This window comes from Candidatus Uhrbacteria bacterium, from assembly GCA_016187485.1.
Lineage (GTDB): Bacteria > Patescibacteriota > Patescibacteriia > UBA9934 > UBA10169 > JACPJO01.
In genome coordinates this window covers 219,240-238,795 of the sequence record JACPJO010000004.1, presented here as the reverse complement: position 1 = coordinate 238,795, position 19,556 = coordinate 219,240, and the positions used below count along the sequence as shown (strand labels likewise).

Here is a 19,556-nt window from a genome sequence, read left to right as displayed (position 1 = left end):
ACTGACCATCCACACGGATGGTCTTTCGATTTTCCGTGTTACACTAAAGCTCATATGAAACGCCGGACGCTCTATATTTTGGACGGTAATTCCCTACTCCACCGTGCATGGCATGCGCTTCCCCCACTGACGACGCGTGACGGACGCGTCGTACATGCGGCCTATGGATTTACCATGGTGGTAGACAAAATATTACGTGACTATAAACCGGATTATTTTGCTGTAGCGTGGGATCTCCCCGGTAAGACATTCCGTCATGAGGCGGTGGCGACGTACAAAGCGACACGCGTGAAACAGCCGCAGGAACTTTATGACCAAATTCCGCTCTGCAAAGAAATTCTCACTGCGTACGGCATCCCCTCGATTGAGGCCCCTGGATACGAGGCGGATGACGTTATCGGCACGGTGAGTCGGCGCGACGAGAGGGAGAATTTTGATACACGCATCGTGACGGGAGATCTGGACACCCTGCAACTGGTGGACCACAACACGCACGTGTTGTTTTTTGTGAAAGGTTTGTCCGAGACAAAAACGTATGACGCGAAGGCCGTGCGCGAACGTTACACACTTGATCCGGATCAACTTATTGATTACAAGGCAATGCGTGGGGATGTTTCCGACAACGTGAAGGGTATCCCAGGAGTGGGCGAAAAGACGGCGACCGAGATTCTTAAAAAGTTCCACTCGCTCGACAAACTGTACACGGCACTGCGCACGGGAAAGACGAAGGATCTCTCGGCGTCGCTCGTAGAGAAACTTCGCAAACACGAGTCCGACGCAAAGGAATCAAAAATGCTCGTGACGATTATCCGGGACGTGCCAATGACTTTTGACATTGCAGAAGCAAAAATCTCCGCGCCAGACACGGAGACGCTTCGCCGACTTTTTGAGGGGCTTGAATTTCGCACTCTTCTTCGTCGTCTTGAATCTCCCGCATCCCCGCGATTGCAAGAGACGGCGCCTCACAAAAAATCCGTGTCTCTGCCGAAGGGTGCTGTGGGGATTCTCGTTACCCGCCAGTCCCCTGACTTATTTGGCTCCACACTTGGGGCTGTGGCGATTGCGGAGGAGGATCACGTAGAGATCTTTGAAACTCCCGACAAAAAAACGTGCGAAAAAATTCTCGCCCGCCTGCAAAAAGCATACCGCATTGTGACGCATGACTACAAAGCGCTTCTTCACGCGCTTGACGTGTCGCCAGAGGAAGTACCAAAAGCTCCGGTGTTCGATACAATGCTTGCTTCCTACCTTCTTCACTCTGGTACACGTGCGCACGATTTTCCTCTCGTCGTTTCTGATGCTCTACGCCAGTCCATTCCTGAGCTTTCCCCTAAGAGTGTGAAAACAGGCGCTTCTCTGTTGGGTGCTCTTGCGTCTGTGCTTACGGAACGTCTGAAGAAAGACCGTCTTCTTTCTTTGTTTGAGCAGATCGAGGTGCCGACCGCGGCGATTCTCTACCGTATGGAGTGCGCGGGCATTTTGGTTGATAAAGATTTTCTCCAAGAGCTTGGCCGGACGTTTGCCAAAGAGATTGCGCGACTTACGGCGCGTATCTATAAAGAAGCCGGGGAGGAATTTAACATCAACTCCCCTTCACAGCTTGCGCAGGTGCTGTTTGAGCGACTCCACATTGCCACGAAGGGAATCAAGAAAACCAAGACGACACTTTCTACGGCGGCAGATCAGCTTGAGAAGATTGAGGACGCCCACCCCATTGTGCCGCTTATTGGCGAGTATCGTGAATTAGCAAAGCTTAAGTCTACGTACGTGGATGCCTTGCCGGAACTTGTTGGCAAGGATGGTCGCATTCATACGACGTTTAACCAGGCGGTGGCGGCAACGGGACGGCTCTCCTCTTCGGAGCCGAACCTCCAGAATATTCCTATTCGCACCGAGATCGGCCGGCAAATTCGCCGAGCATTTGTGGCGCCACGTGGCCGAGTATTTGTGTCTGCAGATTACTCGCAGATTGAACTACGCATTGCGGCCATCATGGCGAAAGACAAGCCATTTTTGGAGGCGTTTAAATCCGGCGCAGACGTTCACACGCATACGGCAGCACAGATGTTTGGGATTCCTGATGGGGAGGTGACGAAGGATCAACGGCGTGCGGCGAAGGCGATCAACTTCGGTATCCTCTATGGTATGGGGCCACGCGCCCTGTCGCGCAATGCCGGTGTGAGTTTTGAGGAGGCGCGAAATTACATCGCGCGTTACTTTGAGATTCACCACGCCATTGCTGACTACATTGCCGAGACGAAAATAAAAGTTCGTACGGATGGATACGTGGAAACGCTCTCCGGCCGTCGCCGGTACATTCCGGAGATCTCGAGCGGCGTGCCGCAGCTGGTTGCCGCGGCGGAGCGCATGGCGGTGAATATGCCTATTCAAGGAACCGAGGCGGATATTCTCAAAGAGGCTATGATTACGGCCGAGGCCTACATACAGGAGCACATGAAAGAAAAAGCGCGCATGCTTCTACAGGTGCATGACGAGTTGCTGTTTGAGGTGATAGACGGCGCGACGGAAGAGTTTTCCAAGAAGATCAAAAAAATTATGGAGGGCGTTGTGTCTTACGAGATCCCCATGGTGGTGGAAGTACACACGGGGAAAAATTGGGGGGAGATAAAATAAACACTGGGGCATCAACCCCAGTGTTTCTTAAGCCGCTTCTTTTTCGGTGCGCGCGGATTCTTTCTTTGTCATCGGCTTCTGTTCCTTTGGTCGCGGGTGTCCCTGCAAATGAGCTAGAGTGGTTTCCGACGTATAGGAGGGGGCGTTCGTCCCGTAAGTGTTTTGGATATTCTTTCTGTACGCCCGTGAACGGCGTGTTCCCGCTTCTGCGCCTGTTACTTTCCGCCACAAATTTCCGAGGAACGTCGGCGGTTTCTCGACGACGGTGACGTTCTTCACCATGCGCTCTTCCATCTTTCTTTGTGCTTTTGCTTCAGCGCGCGCGCGGTCTTTTGAGAACATTCCATGCCAGAAATTCCGCCACGCGCTTTGTGGCTCCTGTGGGGCACGTCGAGCTGCTTGCTCTAAAGATTTCAAATACGCCGATCCCGCCGCAACCTTCTGCGTCTTTCCGATTTTTGCAGCTTCGATAGCATGGAGCCGCGCCGTCTCACGATCTCTCGCCGCTTTTGATCGGCGAGCAAGTTCCTCACCAGATATCGAAAGAGACTCGCGCCACGTTTTCATCTTTGAAAGAATTTCCGCTTGGCGAGTGATGTCTTCTTCGTGCGTACTGTGCATGAGGGCTTCTTGTGCAGCGTCCATCGTCCCGTATTCTTCCACACGTTTGTCTTCGGAACGCTTGATACTCATGACATGCTTTGCGGCCAGAAGATCGCTCGCGCGGCGTGCGCGATCGCGTGCCAGGATAGCTTTCTCGATAACTTCCTTTTCGGACGGCGCGCCCTCTATCACCTCGTCTTCGTGTGCGCCCATGCGCGCCACGTCCGTGATTCTGTGGCTACGTTCGTCCAAACTGTCGTGTGCGGTCAATTCTCGATTCCATTTCTCCCCCGCCTGACGCTTGTGTACTTCCCGCGGATGTTCCTGAATAGGAAACTGCTCAAGTTCGGCCAGGGCGTCGTCCATGGTTCTTGTTGGTTTCGGCTCTTCGTCGAGCCAATCCTCTTGATCCGGCGCATGTCCTCCTCGTTCAAATGGCATAGAAGTAATGTTATGGCTCTCAATTTAGCATTTTTTTCTTGTTTTGTCAATGCAGGGTATACTGGCGCCGTATGGTAATTTTTGTCTACGGCGAAGACCGATTCCGTGTACAAGAGAAGGTTCACCAGCTCAGGGACCATTTTTGCAGAAAGTTCCCTTTTGCGATAGAGAACGTTGTGGAACTTTACGAAGCGCCTCATCCGGCCTCGTTCGCCGGCGTTGTGCGCACAGGCGGGTTGTTTGCAAAAGAACGCTTTGTTCTTTGTAAAGAAATGGTCTGTGACTTGTCCGTGGAACACGCAAAAATAAGCGAGGGTCTCTCGCATGACACCATTGTTGTTTTTGAAGATGCGGGCGAGACGAAAGACATTGAGGGCACCGCGTTTTTCCAAGCCCTCACGGGCAAGGAGGGGGTATTTGCCTACCCTTTTCGTCCTATGACAGAGGCCGTTTTTTCTCGGTGGGCGCGCGAGAGGATTGCGGCACAAGGCGGGGTGATTGAAGAGGCGGCTCTACGCGAGCTGATCCTCCGCACCGCGCAAGACACGTGGAGACTCGACACAGAAATAAAAAAACTCATTGCCTATGCAGAGGGAGGAACCATCACGGTTGATTATGTGGTCTTGCTTGTCGCAAGTTCCTTCAACGATCGTCTTTTTGACTTTCTCGATACCATGTCGGGACCGAATAAACAGAAAGCAGTAAATCTTTTGGCAAACCAACGGAATGTCGGATCGTCGGACGGTGAGCTCTTCTCTCTGTGTGTGCGGCAGGTGCGCCTGCTGCTTTGCACAAAGGATCTGCTTGAGAAAAGACCCGTCTTGAGTCAAGCGGAACTCACACGCGAACTTGGCATCCATCCATTTGTGGCAGGGAAACTCTCTCGCCAGGCGCGGAACTTTTCGCGTGCGCGCCTTCTGACCCTTCACGATAAAGCTTTTTCTCTTGACCAAGAAACAAAACAAGGCCGAAAAGATTTCGGTCTTGCTCTGGAAGAGATGCTTGTGTGGTTTACGGAAGCGCCCGGAGTGCCTGTGCCATCCGCGATTTAAGACGTCCGGCCGTTTGCTTTTTGATAATCCCCTTCTTTGCGGCTTTATCAAACTTCTGCACAAGTGTTTTTGCAAGCTCCTTCGCCTTCGCTGCGTCTTTACCGGTAAGAGCTTTGCGTAGGTTGCGGCGAAGCGAGTGTAGTTCCTCGGCGACGATTTTATTACGTGCGGCGTGCTTCACGGACTGCCGAAGCGCCTTTTTTGCATTTTGAAGATTTGGCATAAAAAGTGCGCCCATCCTACCCCATCACTTTTGGATCGTCAACGGGAGCAGGAATAGCAGGGGCGCCCTCAGGAAGAACGCGCAGAATATCCTTATGTACTTTCCGCCATTCACCCGATGCATCCTCATAGGCGCCCACGGCGGTCGCCAGATGTTTTCCCACCTTCTCGTGCATTGCCTCGTAGGATTTAAGATGTCGTTCAAGCTGGCCCACATTCTTCAAAATTTCTCCGACGGATTCTTCTATCTGGAGAGCATGAAGACCCATGAGGACCGTTTGCAGATAAGCGTAGAAAGAAGTCGGAGAGACAATCATGACATGCTTTTGAAAAGCATATTCTACAAGATCGCGTTGGTTGACGGCTACCCCGCCCACGCTTGAGGTGAGAAGATTGTGGAAGATCCCTTCTGCCGGGACGAACATAAACGCAAATGGCACGGTCCCCTGATCTGGTTGGATGTATTTAGCCGCCTCATCAATACGTTTCTTTACATCAAGCTTAAATTCGCGCTCGAATTGGGATCTTCGATCCGCGTCGGCCTCTTGCACGGCTCGGTTATAATTCTCAAGGGAGAATTTTGCATCAATAGGAACCGTGTAATTCTTAACAAAAATTGCGGCATCTGCGATAAGGTCCTCCCCATCTTCGTTTTTTCCAATCAGGTGCTGCATCTTATACTGTTTTGGAGAGAGCACCTGCGACAAGAGAGTTTCAAGCCAATATTCACCAAGAATGCCGCGCTGCTTCGGATTTTTAAGGATGTCCTGAAGCTGGCCTAATTGCTCCGAAAACCCCAAGACCTGTTTGTTTGTCTCGTCTAGCCTTGCCAATTTCTCCTTCACCTCAGAAATAATATTTGTACTGTGTTGCTGCTGCTGTTGAGAGATTTGGAACTGCTGGACAGCCTTATTGGAGAGGGATTCGGTCATCTGGTCAAGACGGTCGTGAAGCTTCTGAACAGTTTCGTTTAGGATCGTAAGGGAAGACGAGGGATCATTTTGGTTGGAGGTACGACGTAAAAGATAGACAATAAGCGAGACAAAAAGGCCAGCAATGATTATCTCAAAATAATTCATAAATCCCTTTTCATTTTTTCGTTTTCCAAATATACTGCTCGCGCACAGTATAGCACGTCCGCAGCCAACACCATTTTACGACGCTTAGTGTTTCTTGTGAAACATGGTGGTCGCTCTCCGTCCCTGTAGCTCAATGGATAGAGCAAGTCCGTCCTAAGGACGAGATGATGGTTCGACTCCGTCCAGGGACACCATCCTTCGCTCCGACTGACGTCTGAGCTACGAATGGCAGGCCACGAATCATTCCTGCCACCAGGAACTGCGGATGGTTGACTAGCTATTGTGACTACCTAGTTCGATTAAATTTGGGCCACTAGCTCAGTTGGTACCCGCCGTCTAGCAGCAGAGCTGCAGACTGGCGGGCCCGCCTGCACTGCCCACTGGGCTGTGCGGCGGGGAGCGCATTGGCCTGTAAGGCGGGGGTGCGACACTTGAACTCCGTCTTGCATTCAAGGTCTTCGACAAATTTATGGGCCACTAGCTCAGTTGGTAGAGCGCTGCATTCGCATTGCAGAGGTCAGCGGTTCGAATCCGCTGTGGTCCACCATCCCACGCCACCCCGCCGCGGGGCTATGGGGGATGCCCTCCGGAGCTTTAGCGCATGATGATCATGCGAAGTGCTCTAGGCCATCTATGAAATCCAGATCTTCTGGTTTTTTGTTTCACGTGAAACATACAGCTTAGTGAGTATATATGCTATACTTTACCAGTGAAATACACACCAAATATTGAGAATATTCGCGAGGGGAAGCCATTCTATGTGGTGGCTGTTTGTTTTCCTGTAGATGTTAAAAATGAAAGGATTCTACTGCTGAAACGCGCAAAAACGCAAATGATTCACGGAGGCCTATGGGCCCCAATTGGAGGAAAGCTTGAGTGGTCGGACCTCACAAATCACGCACCAAGTAGAGATAATGGCACTGTAGAGGATTGGCTTGATATTGTTGAACTTCTTCTTAAACGTGAGGCAATGGAGGAGGCAAATATTAAGGTGGACGACTTCAAATATATAGGTTCCGTGGCCTATGTAAGACCTGATGGTATGCCAAGTGTCTGTCTAAAGTTCGCCTGCAGATATTTAGACGGCGACATTCATTTTCCGGATGACTTTGAAGAAGCCCGTTGGTTTGCCTGTGGAGAGCTGGAGGATGGCGAGTCAATTTTAGGAGTTCCTGAAGAGATAGCCATAAGTCTGGACTCATTCAAGATGTCAACGACAGTGTAGACAAATAAGTAGATCTGTGGATAAGTGGTGGAATACTCGAAAAATATGGCAATTCTATCCACAGTTGAATAAAAAAATTGCTCAAGTTGAGCATTTTTTTATCTAATTTTAGCAAAAGGGGTAATTGACGCAAATATGTATTCATGATATTATCCTCACTGTATGAGGTTCATGATAGTGGGGGTCATATTTTTCCTGGGATTCCTGTCCAGCTCCACTGCTTGGGCCGAGATGTCCTCTACAAATTACAAAGTTCGTGCGGACAGCTTTTCTGTTGGGGGGTCCGATACTGCATCAAGTGCGAGCTACATTCTCCGCGATACGACCGGAGGGGTTTCTGCCACTGCTTCAAGTAGCTCCTATGTTCTACAGAGCGGCTATCGTGCTGGGATCTTTGACCAGATTATCACCATCTCAACGGGCGTACAGGAGGCAGCAGTTCTCTCGACGGCGACGGCGCTCTCTGGCTTGGTGGTCACGGTAGATGGCACAGGAGGTCTTGCGGTAGACGACCTCATCTTCGTGGTCGAAAACGCATCTACCAACCACGATGTTGCTGTTGGGGTCATCACCGCGATTGCCGGGAACAACATCACGGTGGATGAATTCGTTTCTAACACGACGGTGACGATTGATGGGACGGATGACTATGTGTATCGCGGTTCTGGAACCTCGATGAGCTACGGGACGCTTACAACGAATCTTGTCATGCACCGACTTGTCGGCTGGCAGTCCTTTGTGGATGTACCGAATGGATTTAATGTCTACGTTTCAGAGGATACGGACTTCACGACGGGAAGCGAAACGATCGCGGACGTCTCGGATGGAACAGTAACGGCTGGTAGTGGTGAGTTTGGTGCTCGCGCATCTGATACGTCGCTCTCTGAATCCACGTTCGATTCCGCGGACACCGCTATTACGGCGACGCCGCAACAGATTGCCTCTGTCGCTTCCTCTGACCGCCGAAAGGCAAAGGGATACCTTGACGTAAAGGTCGCTGCGAGTTCTTCACAAGTTGTTGGTTCGTATGCAAACAATCTCTTGTTCATTGTGGCGCCGATCTTTTGAAGTGTTTGCGGTGAGCGTTGGCCTCATGATGGCCGCGCATCGCGCTTTCGCTGTGGGAGTGGCTCCAGCCATTTCTGACCTGCGTGCGCGTGCGGGGGAAGTCGTGGAGCAGACGGTCACCGTGATAAACACGGAGACCACCCCTCGTTCCTTTCAATTCTTCGTCACGAACTTTACTCCCGGCAAAGATGGCGATGCCATTTTTGACGGGGGAGCACAAGACGATCTCCCGTCGTGGATGCGGGTTGAGCCTTCCATGCTTTTGCTCGACCCAAACGGGGCAGAAACCGTTACTGTTCGTGTGTCTGTCCCGCCGGGAGCGCGTCCGGGAGCCTATTACGCAGCCATTTTCTTTGGCTCCGCCACTGACGGTCTCGCGACTCAAGCAGCGCATCTCCTCTTCCTCACCATTGAGGGGCCGGAGATTCGGGAAGATGCCGAGATTGTCTCGGTAAACTTCACTCCGCGTTGGGCCTCTTCTCTTGGAGCTATCCAGGCAGAAGTACGCGTGCAGAATTCTGGCACGGTGTATGTGAAACCGGACGGGGAGCTTGTGAGCAATGCGTTGATTGGTGGCTCTGTGGCGACAGCACTCAATCCAAACGAGCGGCGCGTGCTTCCTGGTGCCACTCGTGTGTGGGAGGCGCCTCTCGTTGAAGGAATGACAGAGGGTTTGCGCTCCGAATGGCGGCCGTTTGCCGTGGGACCCGTGAACGTTCTCGCGAGTATGCGGCTTGGGACAACATTTCTGGACGCTCGGCAGGAAACGGTGTGGGTCTGGCCGTGGCGGACGGGCGCGCTCGTTGCAGTCGGTATTGTCATCGTGTGGGGTGGAATGAGCATCATCAATAAACGGAAACGATCTGTGTGGCCTTCCTCAAACGCTTCATCGGAATAACGACGTGTATCGCGGTACTTGTTACGGCGATGCGCGTGGCTGTTCCGGCTTACGCGGCTCAAGTGAGTGCCCTATCAGACACGACAACGAGCCACGTGGTCAGTGCAGCGTCCAATCACACGTTGTCCTTTACAACTGGAACGGGTGCAAGTCTCGGATCGTTTATCCGGCTCACGTTCGATGGATCGTTTGACACCGCAACGATTACGGAAGATGACGTGGACGTTCTTGATGACGGCGTACAGCTCACCACGGCTGCAAGCTGCGGCGGCGGGGTACAGACAAGCGTTGCCATGTCCGGCGATCAGCTCGACATTGCGATCTGTGTTGGCGGGGCAAGTCCTATCGTTGCCGGGAGCGTGGTTACCGTGCGCATCGGCACGAACGCGACGAGCTCGGGGACAGGGACAAATCGCATCACGAATCCCTCAACGGTAGGGACGTATCCGATTGCGCTTGGTGGAAACTTCGGTGACACGGGTAATGTCTGGATTCCTCTCATCAGTTCGGGCGGGAGTATTCCCGTGAGTGGTTCCGTGAGTTCTGGCGGCGGCGGAGGAGGGGGTGGCGGCGGCGGGTTTCCCTCTCCACCCAGTCTCTGCACAGATACCACAGCGCCAGTGATAGAGAATGTCTCCGCCGTACCTACCGCGAATTCTGTAGCCATTCTTTGGCAGACGAGCGAAGATGCAACCTCAATTGTGCGGTATGGTCTCACGACCTCTTATGGTTCAACCGAAACGGATACGAGTCTCGTGCAAAATCACACGACGGCTATCGGTGGTCTTTCGTCTGGCACGGTCTATCAATTCCAGGTTGAGTCAACCGATTTGTGCAGCAACACGGTGACAAGTGGGAACTTCAGCTTCACGACGCAAGACACAACGCCGCCGGTCATCAGCGAGATCAGCGCGGATGTTTCAAGTACGATGGCGATCATTGATTGGCTCACCAATGAGCTCACGACGGGCACGGTTTTCTACGGTCTCACGAGCGCATACGGATCAAGCGTGACGTCCCCGCTCGGGCTTACGGATGAGCATGAAGTGATTTTGTCGGGTCTTACGCCAAGCACGCTCTATCACTACAAGATTCGGGCTACCGATGCGATGGGGAATCAGACGGAAACGGTAGACCGCGTGTTTGTGACTCCCGCTGAGCTTCCACCGGCGAACGTATCGGGGCTGACGGCAACTCCGGGAAACGGGCAGGTTGCTCTTTCGTGGCTGCTTCCCCTGGAGACGGATCTTTCAAGCGTTCGGATCGTGTATCGCACCGACCGTTCTCCCACCTCTCCCACGGATGGCACGATCATTTTGCTTGGTCTCACAGAGTCGCATCTGCACACGGGACTGGCGAATGGCACGACGTATTTCTACGCCGTATTTGTCGAGGATACCGCGAACCTGTTCTCTTCTGGCGCGCTTGCCAATGCGACGCCGACGAGTTCACTGCCAGAGGCTGAAGAGGAAGAAGATGTCGTTGTTGAGGAAGAGGAGGACGAGAGTGAAGATACCGTCATTGTTGAAGAAGAGCCGGAAGATATTGTGGTTGGTGACGAAGAAAGTACCGAGACGATTCTTACGGGTGGAGATGAGGCAGAGGAGGAGACAGGCGAGGACACAGACGAGGCTGAAGAAGTGACGGTGGAAGATCTGCCCGAACCGTCTGCCGGTGCTCCGGTACTCGATCTCCATTACCTTGTGGGTAACGACCTTCTTGAACTCTATCCGTCGGAAAATGCGCTCGCAGTTCTTGCCGGCCGATCCCTTACGGTGACGATTCCTTCCTCACCAATTCCTGCAGACGGACTTGAACTTGAGGTCGGTGCCGATCTCTACCTCTTGCAAAGCACTGACGAGGGGCTGCGCGCGACGATCACCGTGCCTGGATCCGCGGCATCGCTTGTTCTTTGGCAGCGAGTAGGTGATAACCGCCAAGTTCTTTCCCGCGTGCTCCTTTCTCCCAGGTCGTTTGGGTTCACTTTCGAGATGCTCGAAAGTGAACGCGAGCGTGTTGGGTACACGCGCGTGCAGCTCTTTGTGCGTGAAGGTGGTGTTTTTTCCTCGTGGGACGGCTCGCCTTTTGGTGAGTTGAACCCCGTCACCACCGCAGAAGATGGGACATTTGCGTGGTATGTGCCAACCGGCGAGTACTATGTACGCGCTGAAGGCTCTGGGTACAGGCCTGCACAGACCGCTCCGGCATTCGTCACGAATACCATCGTGGCTATGCCTATCGAGCTTCGACGCGAACCGCCACCCATCATAGACGTGATCACATCGTCCGCTCCCACGCTTCTGAAGCTCCGCGTGGTTGCCGACATTATTCAAGAAAGCGCCAATGAGACGCTTGAAGCGGTACGGGAAAGCCCGTCCGTCCAACGCGGCATCGACGTTGCCGCGCCGGTGCTCCTCGCAACCGGTGTGTCCTCGACGGTATTGCTTTCTGCGAGCTTTAACCTTGTCCCGTTCCTTCAGTATCTTCTCACGTCCCCTGTTCTCCTGCTCTGGCGCCGGCGGCGCAAAAGTTGGGGAGTGGTATATGACGCGGGAACTAAAATGCCGATCGATCTCGCTATCGTGCGTCTGTATCGCCTTACCGATGGGCGATTGTTGCAGACGCGCGTGACGGATCGTTTTGGCCGCTACTTCTTTTTGGTGGATCCGGGGGAGTATCGCTTGGGCGTCGTGAAAGCAGGGTTTACCTTCCCAAGCGGCATCCTGCGTGATCGCAAAGAAGATGGGGGATATTTGGATCTCTACCACGGCGAAACCGTTCGTGTTGTGGAGGAGCATGCCACGGTGGCGGCAAATATCCCCCTCGACTCTCTGGCGCAGGGGAGCGCCCATGCGCCGGCGCGCGTGAAGCTCCGCGAAAGTCTGCGGGTGCTCCAGCAAATTGTCGGAGTACTTGGGGTTCTGCTGTCCGTTGTTATGGTGGTCATTCGCCCAAGTGTTCTGATAGGCGCGATAGCTCTCTTGCAGGTGCTCGTGTACTTCTTTGCGCGCCGGCTCGCCCGGCCGACGAAGCCAAAGGGATGGGGGATTGTCTACGACGAAGGGACGCGCCGGCCTCTGGCGCAAGTCGTGGTGCGTGTGTTCGAGCCAGTCTACAACAAGTTGCTTGCGACAGCGGTGACGGATCGCAAAGGCCGCTACAGTTTCTTGGTGGGACCAAACGAGTATTATGCGCGGTTTGAGAAAGACGGCTACCAGCCGCATGAAGTGAAACCGATTGATCTTACGGCAAAGAAGGAACCGTCCGAAATTGCTGTCGATGTGTCTCTGCGCAAGAAGGATGTATGAACGCAAAACACTTTCTCCAACTCAACGTAGCCCTTCTCCGCTTGGCGGGGATCGTTGTGCTTGGAACGAGTTTGTTGGCGGGCGCGTTCCCTTCTGTGCGCGCGGCAACGTCGCCGCCTAACATCATCACGTATCAAGGACGGTTGCTTGATGCAAACGGCGTGCCGGTAACGGATGCGAACATCGGGATGATTTTCGAAATTTATAATGACCCGACTGCGGGGACATGTCTTTGGTCGAACAATTCAAGTTCTTGTACTTCGCCCAGTGCTCGCACGGTAACACTTACGGACGGACTTTTTTCAGAAAATCTTGGCGACACGGGAGCGTCGCCGGCCTACGCGGTGATCAACGATTCCGTTTTTGCCGACAACGCGGCGCTCTATCTGCGCGTGACGGTAAACGGCGAGCCTCTTTCTCCGCGCAAGCGCCTTACATCGTCGCCGTACGCGTTAAACGCGGAAAATGTGGACGGCTACGACACGTCGCTCACGGGCGGGACGAGTTCATTTATTCCCATCACAAGCTCAAGCGGAAATCTTACGCTCACAGGAGATCCGACGGGAACTGGCGTCTCGGCTGGAGTGTTCTACCTCAATCCCACAACAGCGGCCGCTACCGAAACGCTTCTTGGTTTGGCCGTGAACGGAACACAGGCGTTTCGTGTGACGGGGGATGGGGATGTCGAACTGATCGGCGGCATTACTCTCAGCGATGACACGGAGCAGATTACTATTGGCGAACTGACTTTAGCGGACAACAACATTTCTGCGGACAGCACGCTTACCATTGATGCGGGTGACGTTGCTCTCAACCTCAATACCATCAATGCCGTTCCGGTGAACATTGGTGGTGTTGTGAACATTGGGGATGGGGCAGGGACGAATGCACTTACCTTTGAGGGAAGTTCTCTTGATGCCTTTCAAACCATTTTTGCGATCACGAATCCCACGGCTGTAGACAAGACCATCACGTTCAAAAATGAAACCGGCACGGTTGCGTACCTTTCGGATCTTACGGGATCGAGCGTCACACTCGATACTGCCTACGACGCAGGAGGATCTGGCGTGGGACGTACCATCACGGCGGATTCAGGAGCCGTTGCCATTAGCGCGACATCGCTTAACGGAGACGATTTGCTTACGCTTTCGCATACGGCTTCCGGGTCCGTGACAGCCGACACGACGGATTCTTTTCAAGTCAGCACGAGTCGTACGCTTACAGCGGCTTCAACGATTACAGACAACTTTGACACGGCGAGTATTGCACGCACGTCCGTCATAAATGACCCAACGTTACTTGGTAGCTACACGACGCAAGGATCCGTACTCAACCTTTCCAACGCAGTTACGCCGACAGCAGGAACACTTACGGATAGCGTGAATGTTCTTTCGATCACGCAGGATACGGACTCAACCGGTATGGCGCTTCTTGTGAACGCTGGCTCCTCCGCTTTCGGCGGGGCGGTTGTGGTGGGACAGACATCCCTCACGGAGAATATTGTGGATGCAGGATTTGCCTTTTCTGGCGGGAACGATTTCTATGTAGAAGACCTTGCTGGTTTCAACAACGATGTCTACATTGACGATCAGTTGAACGTGGACGGTGCGGTGGATTTCGATAACACGCTTGAGGTTAAGGGACATGTGGGGGTTGGTGAGTCGACAAGCTTTAGTAACTTTGCCGTGATTACCGCCACAGACTCCATTGCCTGTACTTCTGCTTGTTCGCTCGTGCGCGGAACACTCACAAATACGACAGCCGGTTTTACATCAAATGTTGCGGGCGGGGCCTTTACGGTGACAACGGCACAAAGTTCTGGGGCCGATGGTGGGCTTATCGGAGTTAACGGAGACGTAGCAACAACGGGTACACCGACGCTTGATGATGATCCCATCATCGGTGCTCGTGGCGGTTTTTCTGTGACATCTGGAGGTCCGACGATCGCCGATGTGCGGGGTGTTCTCGGTGTTGTGAAGCTCGATAGTGTGGCAGACATCACAAACATTGCTACTGGAGTGGGCAGCTCCGTTGATCTCTCGGCATCTCAGACGGTGAATGGGGAGGTAGATTTATTCTACGGCGCTCTCACTCAGACGCTTGGAACGCTCGTATCGGCGAATGGATTGGCGCTCGATATAGAAACAACCGGAGGAACCATCACAACACTGGATGGCATTGATGTAAATATTGCGCCTGCAGGAGGAACAATTACAAATCCGCGTGGGGGGGTCATCACCCTGAATCCAACAACGGGGACATTTGGAGGAAACACTATTGGGTTGACTCTTGATGTTTCGGGAAATAATGCTTCGGGTAACGATCGGACAGTCTTTGGTCTTGAGGTGGATGCAAGCACCGGGGGTACAGGGTCTCCGACTGCCTACGGTGTGTATGCTACGGCGAGCGGCGGAGCTACGAATTACTCGGGATATTTCTATGGCAATCTTTTCCAGGTAGACGGTAATGGCACACCGGATACGAATAATGCGCTTGCGACGGGAGCAGGGGACATTTATGCTACCGGTGACATCGAAGCGGACGGAGACATTCGACTGGATGGGGGGAATCTTGCGGTGAGGAGTACGACCGAGAGTGTCGAAACCGGAATTACCACGGGGCTTACGACGGGATTTGCTTCCGTTTCCGTTTCGGGTATTGATTCAGGGCTCTCCGGAGGAAGCTGGCAAATGTATACAGCCTCCGGTGCCGCCTCCATTTCCAATGGGGCACCGTCTGATCTTCGTTGGACAGCCGGGGGGGTGATTGCTTTAGACGATGACGAAATGCGTCTGACGGCGGCGGGGGAACTTTTCCTCGACACGGGTTTGGGTGTCGGTGCGGCTGACGTCGCCGAAGTCTACACCATCGCTGATCTGACACTCGTGGAAGGCGAGCTTGTCGGATTGCAGGCGGACGGGGCTGTTATTCGTGCGGATGCTTCGACGGGTCTTCTCGGCGTCGTTTCTACCTCGCCGGGTGTGACGCTCAACAATGGAGAGAACGATACGTTCGATGCCGATGAGCGCAAAATCGCTCTTGTCGGTCGCGTGCCCGTGAAAGTGAATCTCGAGGGTGGCGCGATCGCGGCGGGAGATCCGATCGCGGTTTCTTCCGTGGCCGGCGTTGGAATGAAAGCGACAGGACCCGGTCTCGTCCTCGGTTTTGCCCTTGAGCCGTATACAGGAATCGGAGATCGCATTGACGTCTTTGTAAATTTGCAGTGGAACCCCGCTAGCAGAATTTTGGCGGACGGAACGGCTGTTGCTGTGGCGAGTGATTTCTCTGTATCGTCGGGTGATGCGACCGTGCTTACCCCTGTTGTGGATTCCCCGTCGCTTTCGCTGCGCGGATCGGCATTTGACGGATCGGTTATGGATCGCAGCATTTCGCTCCAGACCATCGTGACGAACACGACGGATTATCGTTTGTCCATGCGTGATGCTGTGGGCGCCGAGATTGCCTACGTGAACGAGAGCGGCACATTTTCTGTAGCGGGAGATGTCATCGTAGGCGATCACCTCTACCCTTCCGATCGAGGTGTGCCACAAACGAACCGCTACATTTTCTATGATAGTTCCGCAGGTCCCGGAGGAGACTTTATGCGCACGAATGCATCTGGGTGGGCCACGGGAAGTTATGACTTTGCGGAAATGTTCCCCTCAACAGAGATGCTGAAGCCCGGTGAGATTGTCGTCTTTGCGGCATCTAAAGAATCCGTTGAGCGGAGCCGGGAAAACTACAGCCAAAAAATTGCGGGCGTTGTTTCTACACGCCCAGGTTTTCTTGCCGGAGAAAACGCGCCGGGAAATTATCCGGTGGCGCTTGCAGGCCGTGTGCCGACTTTTGTAAACGACGAAGGCGGCGCTATCGAGATTGGCGATCCCCTCACATCTTCTTCTACGCCGGGAGTTGCCATGAAAGCGACAAAGGCGGGTACTATCATCGGATTCGCTATGGAGGCATCACCGGGGGGAGTGGGAAGCATTATCGCCTTTATTCGTCCGCAGTATTGGGCAGGGCCTGCCTCGCTTGCGGAGAACCGTGCGTCGGGAGCCCGCATGTCCCTTTCCAGTCTTGACCTTGCCGGGAATTTCTATGCGGGCGGCAACAGTATGCTCAACGTGGGGGAACTCTCCGGCATCGGCGAGCGGTGGAAGATTTCCGAAAATGGCGACGTTACAACACAGGGGCTCATCTCCACGACGGTGCGCACGTATCAAGAGGAATGGAAACAAACCTACGCGACAACGTCGCCAGAGGTCTACATTACGCTTGCCGGAAGTGTAGAACTTCAAAACGGCCGGGCGCATGTTTCGTTCGAAACGGAGGATCCGAGTTTCAACGACGTTATCTCAAATCAGGTGCCCGTGCGCGTGGTGGCAACGCCCGCGTCTGCTGTCGCGGTGTATGTGGAGAACAAAAACGCCAACGGGTTTGATCTTGTCCAGGTTGGCGGTGAGCAAAACGGCGTTACTGTGGATTGGTATGCGATCGGGTATCGCAAAGATGTGGAACCGAAGCGCTATCTGAAGCTTCCGGAAATCCAGGAAGAGGTGCCACCGGAAATTCTGGAGGAGACGCCAGAGGAAACTCCAGAAGTCGAAGAGTCAGTAGAACCTGTTGCAGAGCAAGAGACCTCTCCGGAGGTGGAGCCAGAACTGGAGGCTCCTCTAGAGCCGGGGCCAGAATTAATGGAAGTTGTTGCTGAACCAGTCCAAGAACCGACTGTGTCGCCTGTAGAAGAGCCAAGCGAAGAGATTCCCGTAGAGATGATTACAGAAGAACCTGCTTCAGCGTCAGCCGACATGAGTCTGTCGGAACAACCCCAACAGGTCCCTGCCGAACAGGCAGTTGAAACCTTAGACGTTTCTGCCCATGCGACAGAATGACCTGCGTTCTTTCACCTTCGGGGTTCGTGAGATGCTTGTCGTCCCATGAACCACGACCAAGACTTCTACAGTCGCAAACACGGGGCACCCCACGCCCCGTGTTTGTTTTGTCTTTCGTTGTGCGTCTGGCCTATACACCGCAACCGCCCCCGCCTCCACCTGAGGACTGCACGGGCGCGCTCTGTTGGCGCAGGCGTTGGTACCCAGACGAGCTTGAATAGGCAGCCCCTAAAATTTCTTTGGGACTTACCTTGCTCCACGAAGTTCCCTGCGTATCCCGCATATACTTTGCGACGGTGAGATACGTATCGGGGAACCAATAAGCATTTACCGCAAGCGCTGCTTTATACATGTCGTCCTCCGTTGCTCCCTGTGCGGCCATGAGTTCGAGAAGTCCGAGCATGGCCATGCCGTGATTGCAGTCGGGGAACAGGGTGTTGTTGCCACAGCACGGTCGATAGATGTTTTCGGCCACGGCGCGAACGCGGTCTGCTTGCTCCTGGGTGAGGGTCACGAAGGCATGCTTGCTATAGTGGTCCATTGCTTGCCCGTTTGCCAATGTCCATCCACCCGTGGAGGCGAACCGTTCAGCCCCACCGTATCGCGGGTCTTGCATGGGCCCACTATCGAGAACGTCGCTCTTGTTGCCAAGGCCGAATGCCCATAGCAGATTCAAGAGAAACCGGGAATTTTCCGCATCCATTCGCAGGCGACCGTTATCGGCTCCATAGAGTAAAGCCTTTTCTCCTTCACTCAGGCCCCCACTGCCTGTATAGATGGCTTCGAATTTCTGGCGATCAATGACACCCGCTTCGACCATTCGGCTCCCGAGGTCCCCCCATATGAGGGGAATTTCCACTCCATCCGGCGGCAGGACCTCCTTCTCTGCGGCAAGAGTTGCATCTAAATCTACAGCGGGAGCAGAGGAAGCGCTTGTTTTTGTGGGCGTGGCGGGACGAACCCCTTGTCGAGGAGCGACGGAAACACGAAAGAAGGCGTTGAAGAAGAAAAGCCCCATGAAAACCATAGCGGCAATCTTCCAGTAATTCGTCTCTGCCCCCGTCTTCTTTTTAGGTTCAGAACGGGGAGTGTCTGCGCAGCAGGCGTCTTCGGATGGTTTCTCGAGTACGTGGTTGTTTTGAGGTGAGTCATGTTCCATAAGGATTACCAATTACGGCAACAGGCAGTGATGCGGCGCCACAGAGCACCGGCCCACGACACGTGCCGGATCAAGTGAATAAGGATAAACACGGACCAAAGAGCGAGGAGAACGATCAACGTGGGCGCCTCGTCTCCTCTCACGCCGACGATTATGGCGGTAAGCCACGTGAGAGTGAGGAGGAAGGGGAGTCGGAATAATGCGAATGCGGGCCAGCGCCTTGCAAGCAAGAACATAACTCCCACGGCGCTTTCTCCCATGAGAACGGCGACAAGACGCGGTTCGCGGAACAGATCCGCGCGAGAGAGAACGAGAAGGAGAATCCATGTTGCGCTTATGGCAGCGCACACGGCGCAGAGCGCTCGTTTTGTTCGAGAGAATATGGCGGTTGCTGCGACGAAGAATCCTATGGCGATGAGGATTACGAGAAGGGTGGAATCCATACGAGAAGTTCAATGATGATTGCGGCACTTACAAGAAGGAACGCCGTGATGGATATTCCCTGGAATGGCCAGAGCTTCCCCCCTCTTTTCCTACTAACCCATCGGCTGATGGAAGGAGCTGCGATAAGGAGAACGGCACCAATGATGCTTCCTGCGACGAAGATGTCGATGAGGTACGTTCTGTTAAGCCACGAACCGTAGGGACCTGAAAGAGAGAGATAGATCGAGCGGTACTGCGCGAGGATGATACGCAAGGGGAGGATCGTGAAGAGGAAGGAAAGGATGGCAAGGATAGCGGCCTGGGCGGGGATGTAGGATTTCTTGAGGAGGCGGTGCGTCCAAAGCCCGATCGCGGCGGCGAAGGCACCGATGAAGACACCGACCGACATAGCGCTTACTCCGAGCTTTATAGCAAGGAGTGCCGCGAGCCCCGCCCCTGCGGTACAGAGGGGACAATGCGCAAGAGCAGGAAGCGGTGCAAGGAGGGAGACCGAGGCAAGCCCCGCAACAAGGATAGGGAGCCGGCGCATAG

Annotated in this window: 13 protein-coding genes and 2 tRNA genes; 9 read left to right on the top strand and 6 right to left on the bottom strand. The window is 53.8% G+C overall.

What is annotated here, in order from left to right; all coding sequences use genetic code 11:
- Positions 1-54 precede the first annotated feature (54 nt).
- Positions 55-2,634 (top strand): DNA polymerase I, encoded by a 2,580-nt coding sequence (gene polA, locus HYW18_02590; protein ID MBI2485008.1) that lies wholly within the window; start codon positions 55-57, stop codon positions 2,632-2,634.
- Between the two features lie 27 nt (positions 2,635-2,661).
- Here the strand turns inward: polA and HYW18_02585 are convergent, their stop codons facing one another.
- Positions 2,662-3,678 (bottom strand): hypothetical protein, encoded by a 1,017-nt coding sequence (locus HYW18_02585; GenBank protein ID MBI2485007.1) that lies wholly within the window; start codon positions 3,676-3,678, stop codon positions 2,662-2,664.
- Positions 3,679-3,749: 71 nt separating this feature from the next.
- On the opposite strand from HYW18_02585, the gene holA reads away from it, so the two are divergent.
- Positions 3,750-4,730 carry a DNA polymerase III subunit delta gene (holA, locus tag HYW18_02580; GenBank protein ID MBI2485006.1) on the top strand — a complete coding sequence of 327 codons (981 nt, stop codon included), beginning with the start codon at positions 3,750-3,752 and terminating at the stop codon, positions 4,728-4,730.
- Here the strand turns inward: holA and HYW18_02575 are convergent.
- Both HYW18_02575 and HYW18_02570 read right to left on the bottom strand, forming a co-directional pair.
- The gene (locus tag HYW18_02575; protein ID MBI2485005.1) at positions 4,690-4,953 is read right to left on the bottom strand and encodes a 30S ribosomal protein S20; all 264 of its coding nucleotides are present in this window, start codon (positions 4,951-4,953) and stop codon (positions 4,690-4,692) included. The two genes, holA and HYW18_02575, sit on opposite strands and share 41 nt — an antisense overlap.
- A gap of 16 nt (positions 4,954-4,969) precedes the next feature.
- Entirely contained in the window at positions 4,970-6,031 is a 1,062-nt protein-coding gene (locus HYW18_02570) for a DNA recombination protein RmuC (GenBank protein ID MBI2485004.1), read from the bottom strand.
- Between the two features lie 119 nt (positions 6,032-6,150).
- Between HYW18_02570 and HYW18_02565 the strand changes: the two genes are divergently transcribed.
- The 7 genes from HYW18_02565 to HYW18_02535 all read left to right on the top strand — a co-directional run bounded on the left by HYW18_02565 (position 6,151) and on the right by HYW18_02535 (position 17,422).
- A tRNA-Arg gene (locus HYW18_02565) sits at positions 6,151-6,225 on the top strand.
- Positions 6,226-6,502: 277 nt separating this feature from the next.
- Positions 6,503-6,578 (top strand) — tRNA-Ala (locus tag HYW18_02560).
- A 162-nt stretch (positions 6,579-6,740) separates the two neighbouring features.
- Positions 6,741-7,256 (top strand): NUDIX domain-containing protein, encoded by a 516-nt coding sequence (locus tag HYW18_02555; protein MBI2485003.1) that lies wholly within the window; start codon positions 6,741-6,743, stop codon positions 7,254-7,256.
- Between the two features lie 231 nt (positions 7,257-7,487).
- The gene (locus HYW18_02550) at positions 7,488-8,324 is read left to right on the top strand and encodes a hypothetical protein (protein ID MBI2485002.1); all 837 of its coding nucleotides are present in this window, start codon (positions 7,488-7,490) and stop codon (positions 8,322-8,324) included.
- Positions 8,284-9,222, top strand: coding sequence for a hypothetical protein (locus HYW18_02545; protein MBI2485001.1), 939 nt, complete (start codon positions 8,284-8,286; stop codon positions 9,220-9,222). The genes HYW18_02550 and HYW18_02545 overlap by 41 nt, the downstream gene beginning before the upstream one ends.
- Positions 9,192-12,530 (top strand): carboxypeptidase regulatory-like domain-containing protein, encoded by a 3,339-nt coding sequence (locus tag HYW18_02540; protein ID MBI2485000.1) that lies wholly within the window; start codon positions 9,192-9,194, stop codon positions 12,528-12,530. The genes HYW18_02545 and HYW18_02540 overlap by 31 nt, the downstream gene beginning before the upstream one ends.
- A complete protein-coding gene (locus HYW18_02535; protein MBI2484999.1) occupies positions 12,527-17,422 on the top strand; it encodes a hypothetical protein in 4,896 nt (1,631 codons plus the stop codon). The genes HYW18_02540 and HYW18_02535 overlap by 4 nt, the downstream gene beginning before the upstream one ends.
- A 130-nt stretch (positions 17,423-17,552) precedes the next feature.
- On the opposite strand, the gene HYW18_02530 is transcribed toward HYW18_02535, so the two are convergent.
- From HYW18_02530 to HYW18_02520, 3 genes are read right to left on the bottom strand one after another with little or no spacing between them, the layout of a single operon-like run.
- Positions 17,553-18,581, bottom strand: coding sequence for a hypothetical protein (locus HYW18_02530; GenBank protein MBI2484998.1), 1,029 nt, complete (start codon positions 18,579-18,581; stop codon positions 17,553-17,555).
- Positions 18,582-18,586: 5 nt separating this feature from the next.
- On the bottom strand, positions 18,587-19,024 hold the full coding sequence (locus HYW18_02525) for a hypothetical protein (protein MBI2484997.1): 438 nt from the start codon (positions 19,022-19,024) through the stop codon (positions 18,587-18,589).
- Positions 19,003-19,554, bottom strand: coding sequence for a hypothetical protein (locus HYW18_02520; protein ID MBI2484996.1), 552 nt, complete (start codon positions 19,552-19,554; stop codon positions 19,003-19,005). The genes HYW18_02525 and HYW18_02520 overlap by 22 nt, the downstream gene beginning before the upstream one ends.
- Positions 19,555-19,556 lie beyond the last annotated feature (2 nt).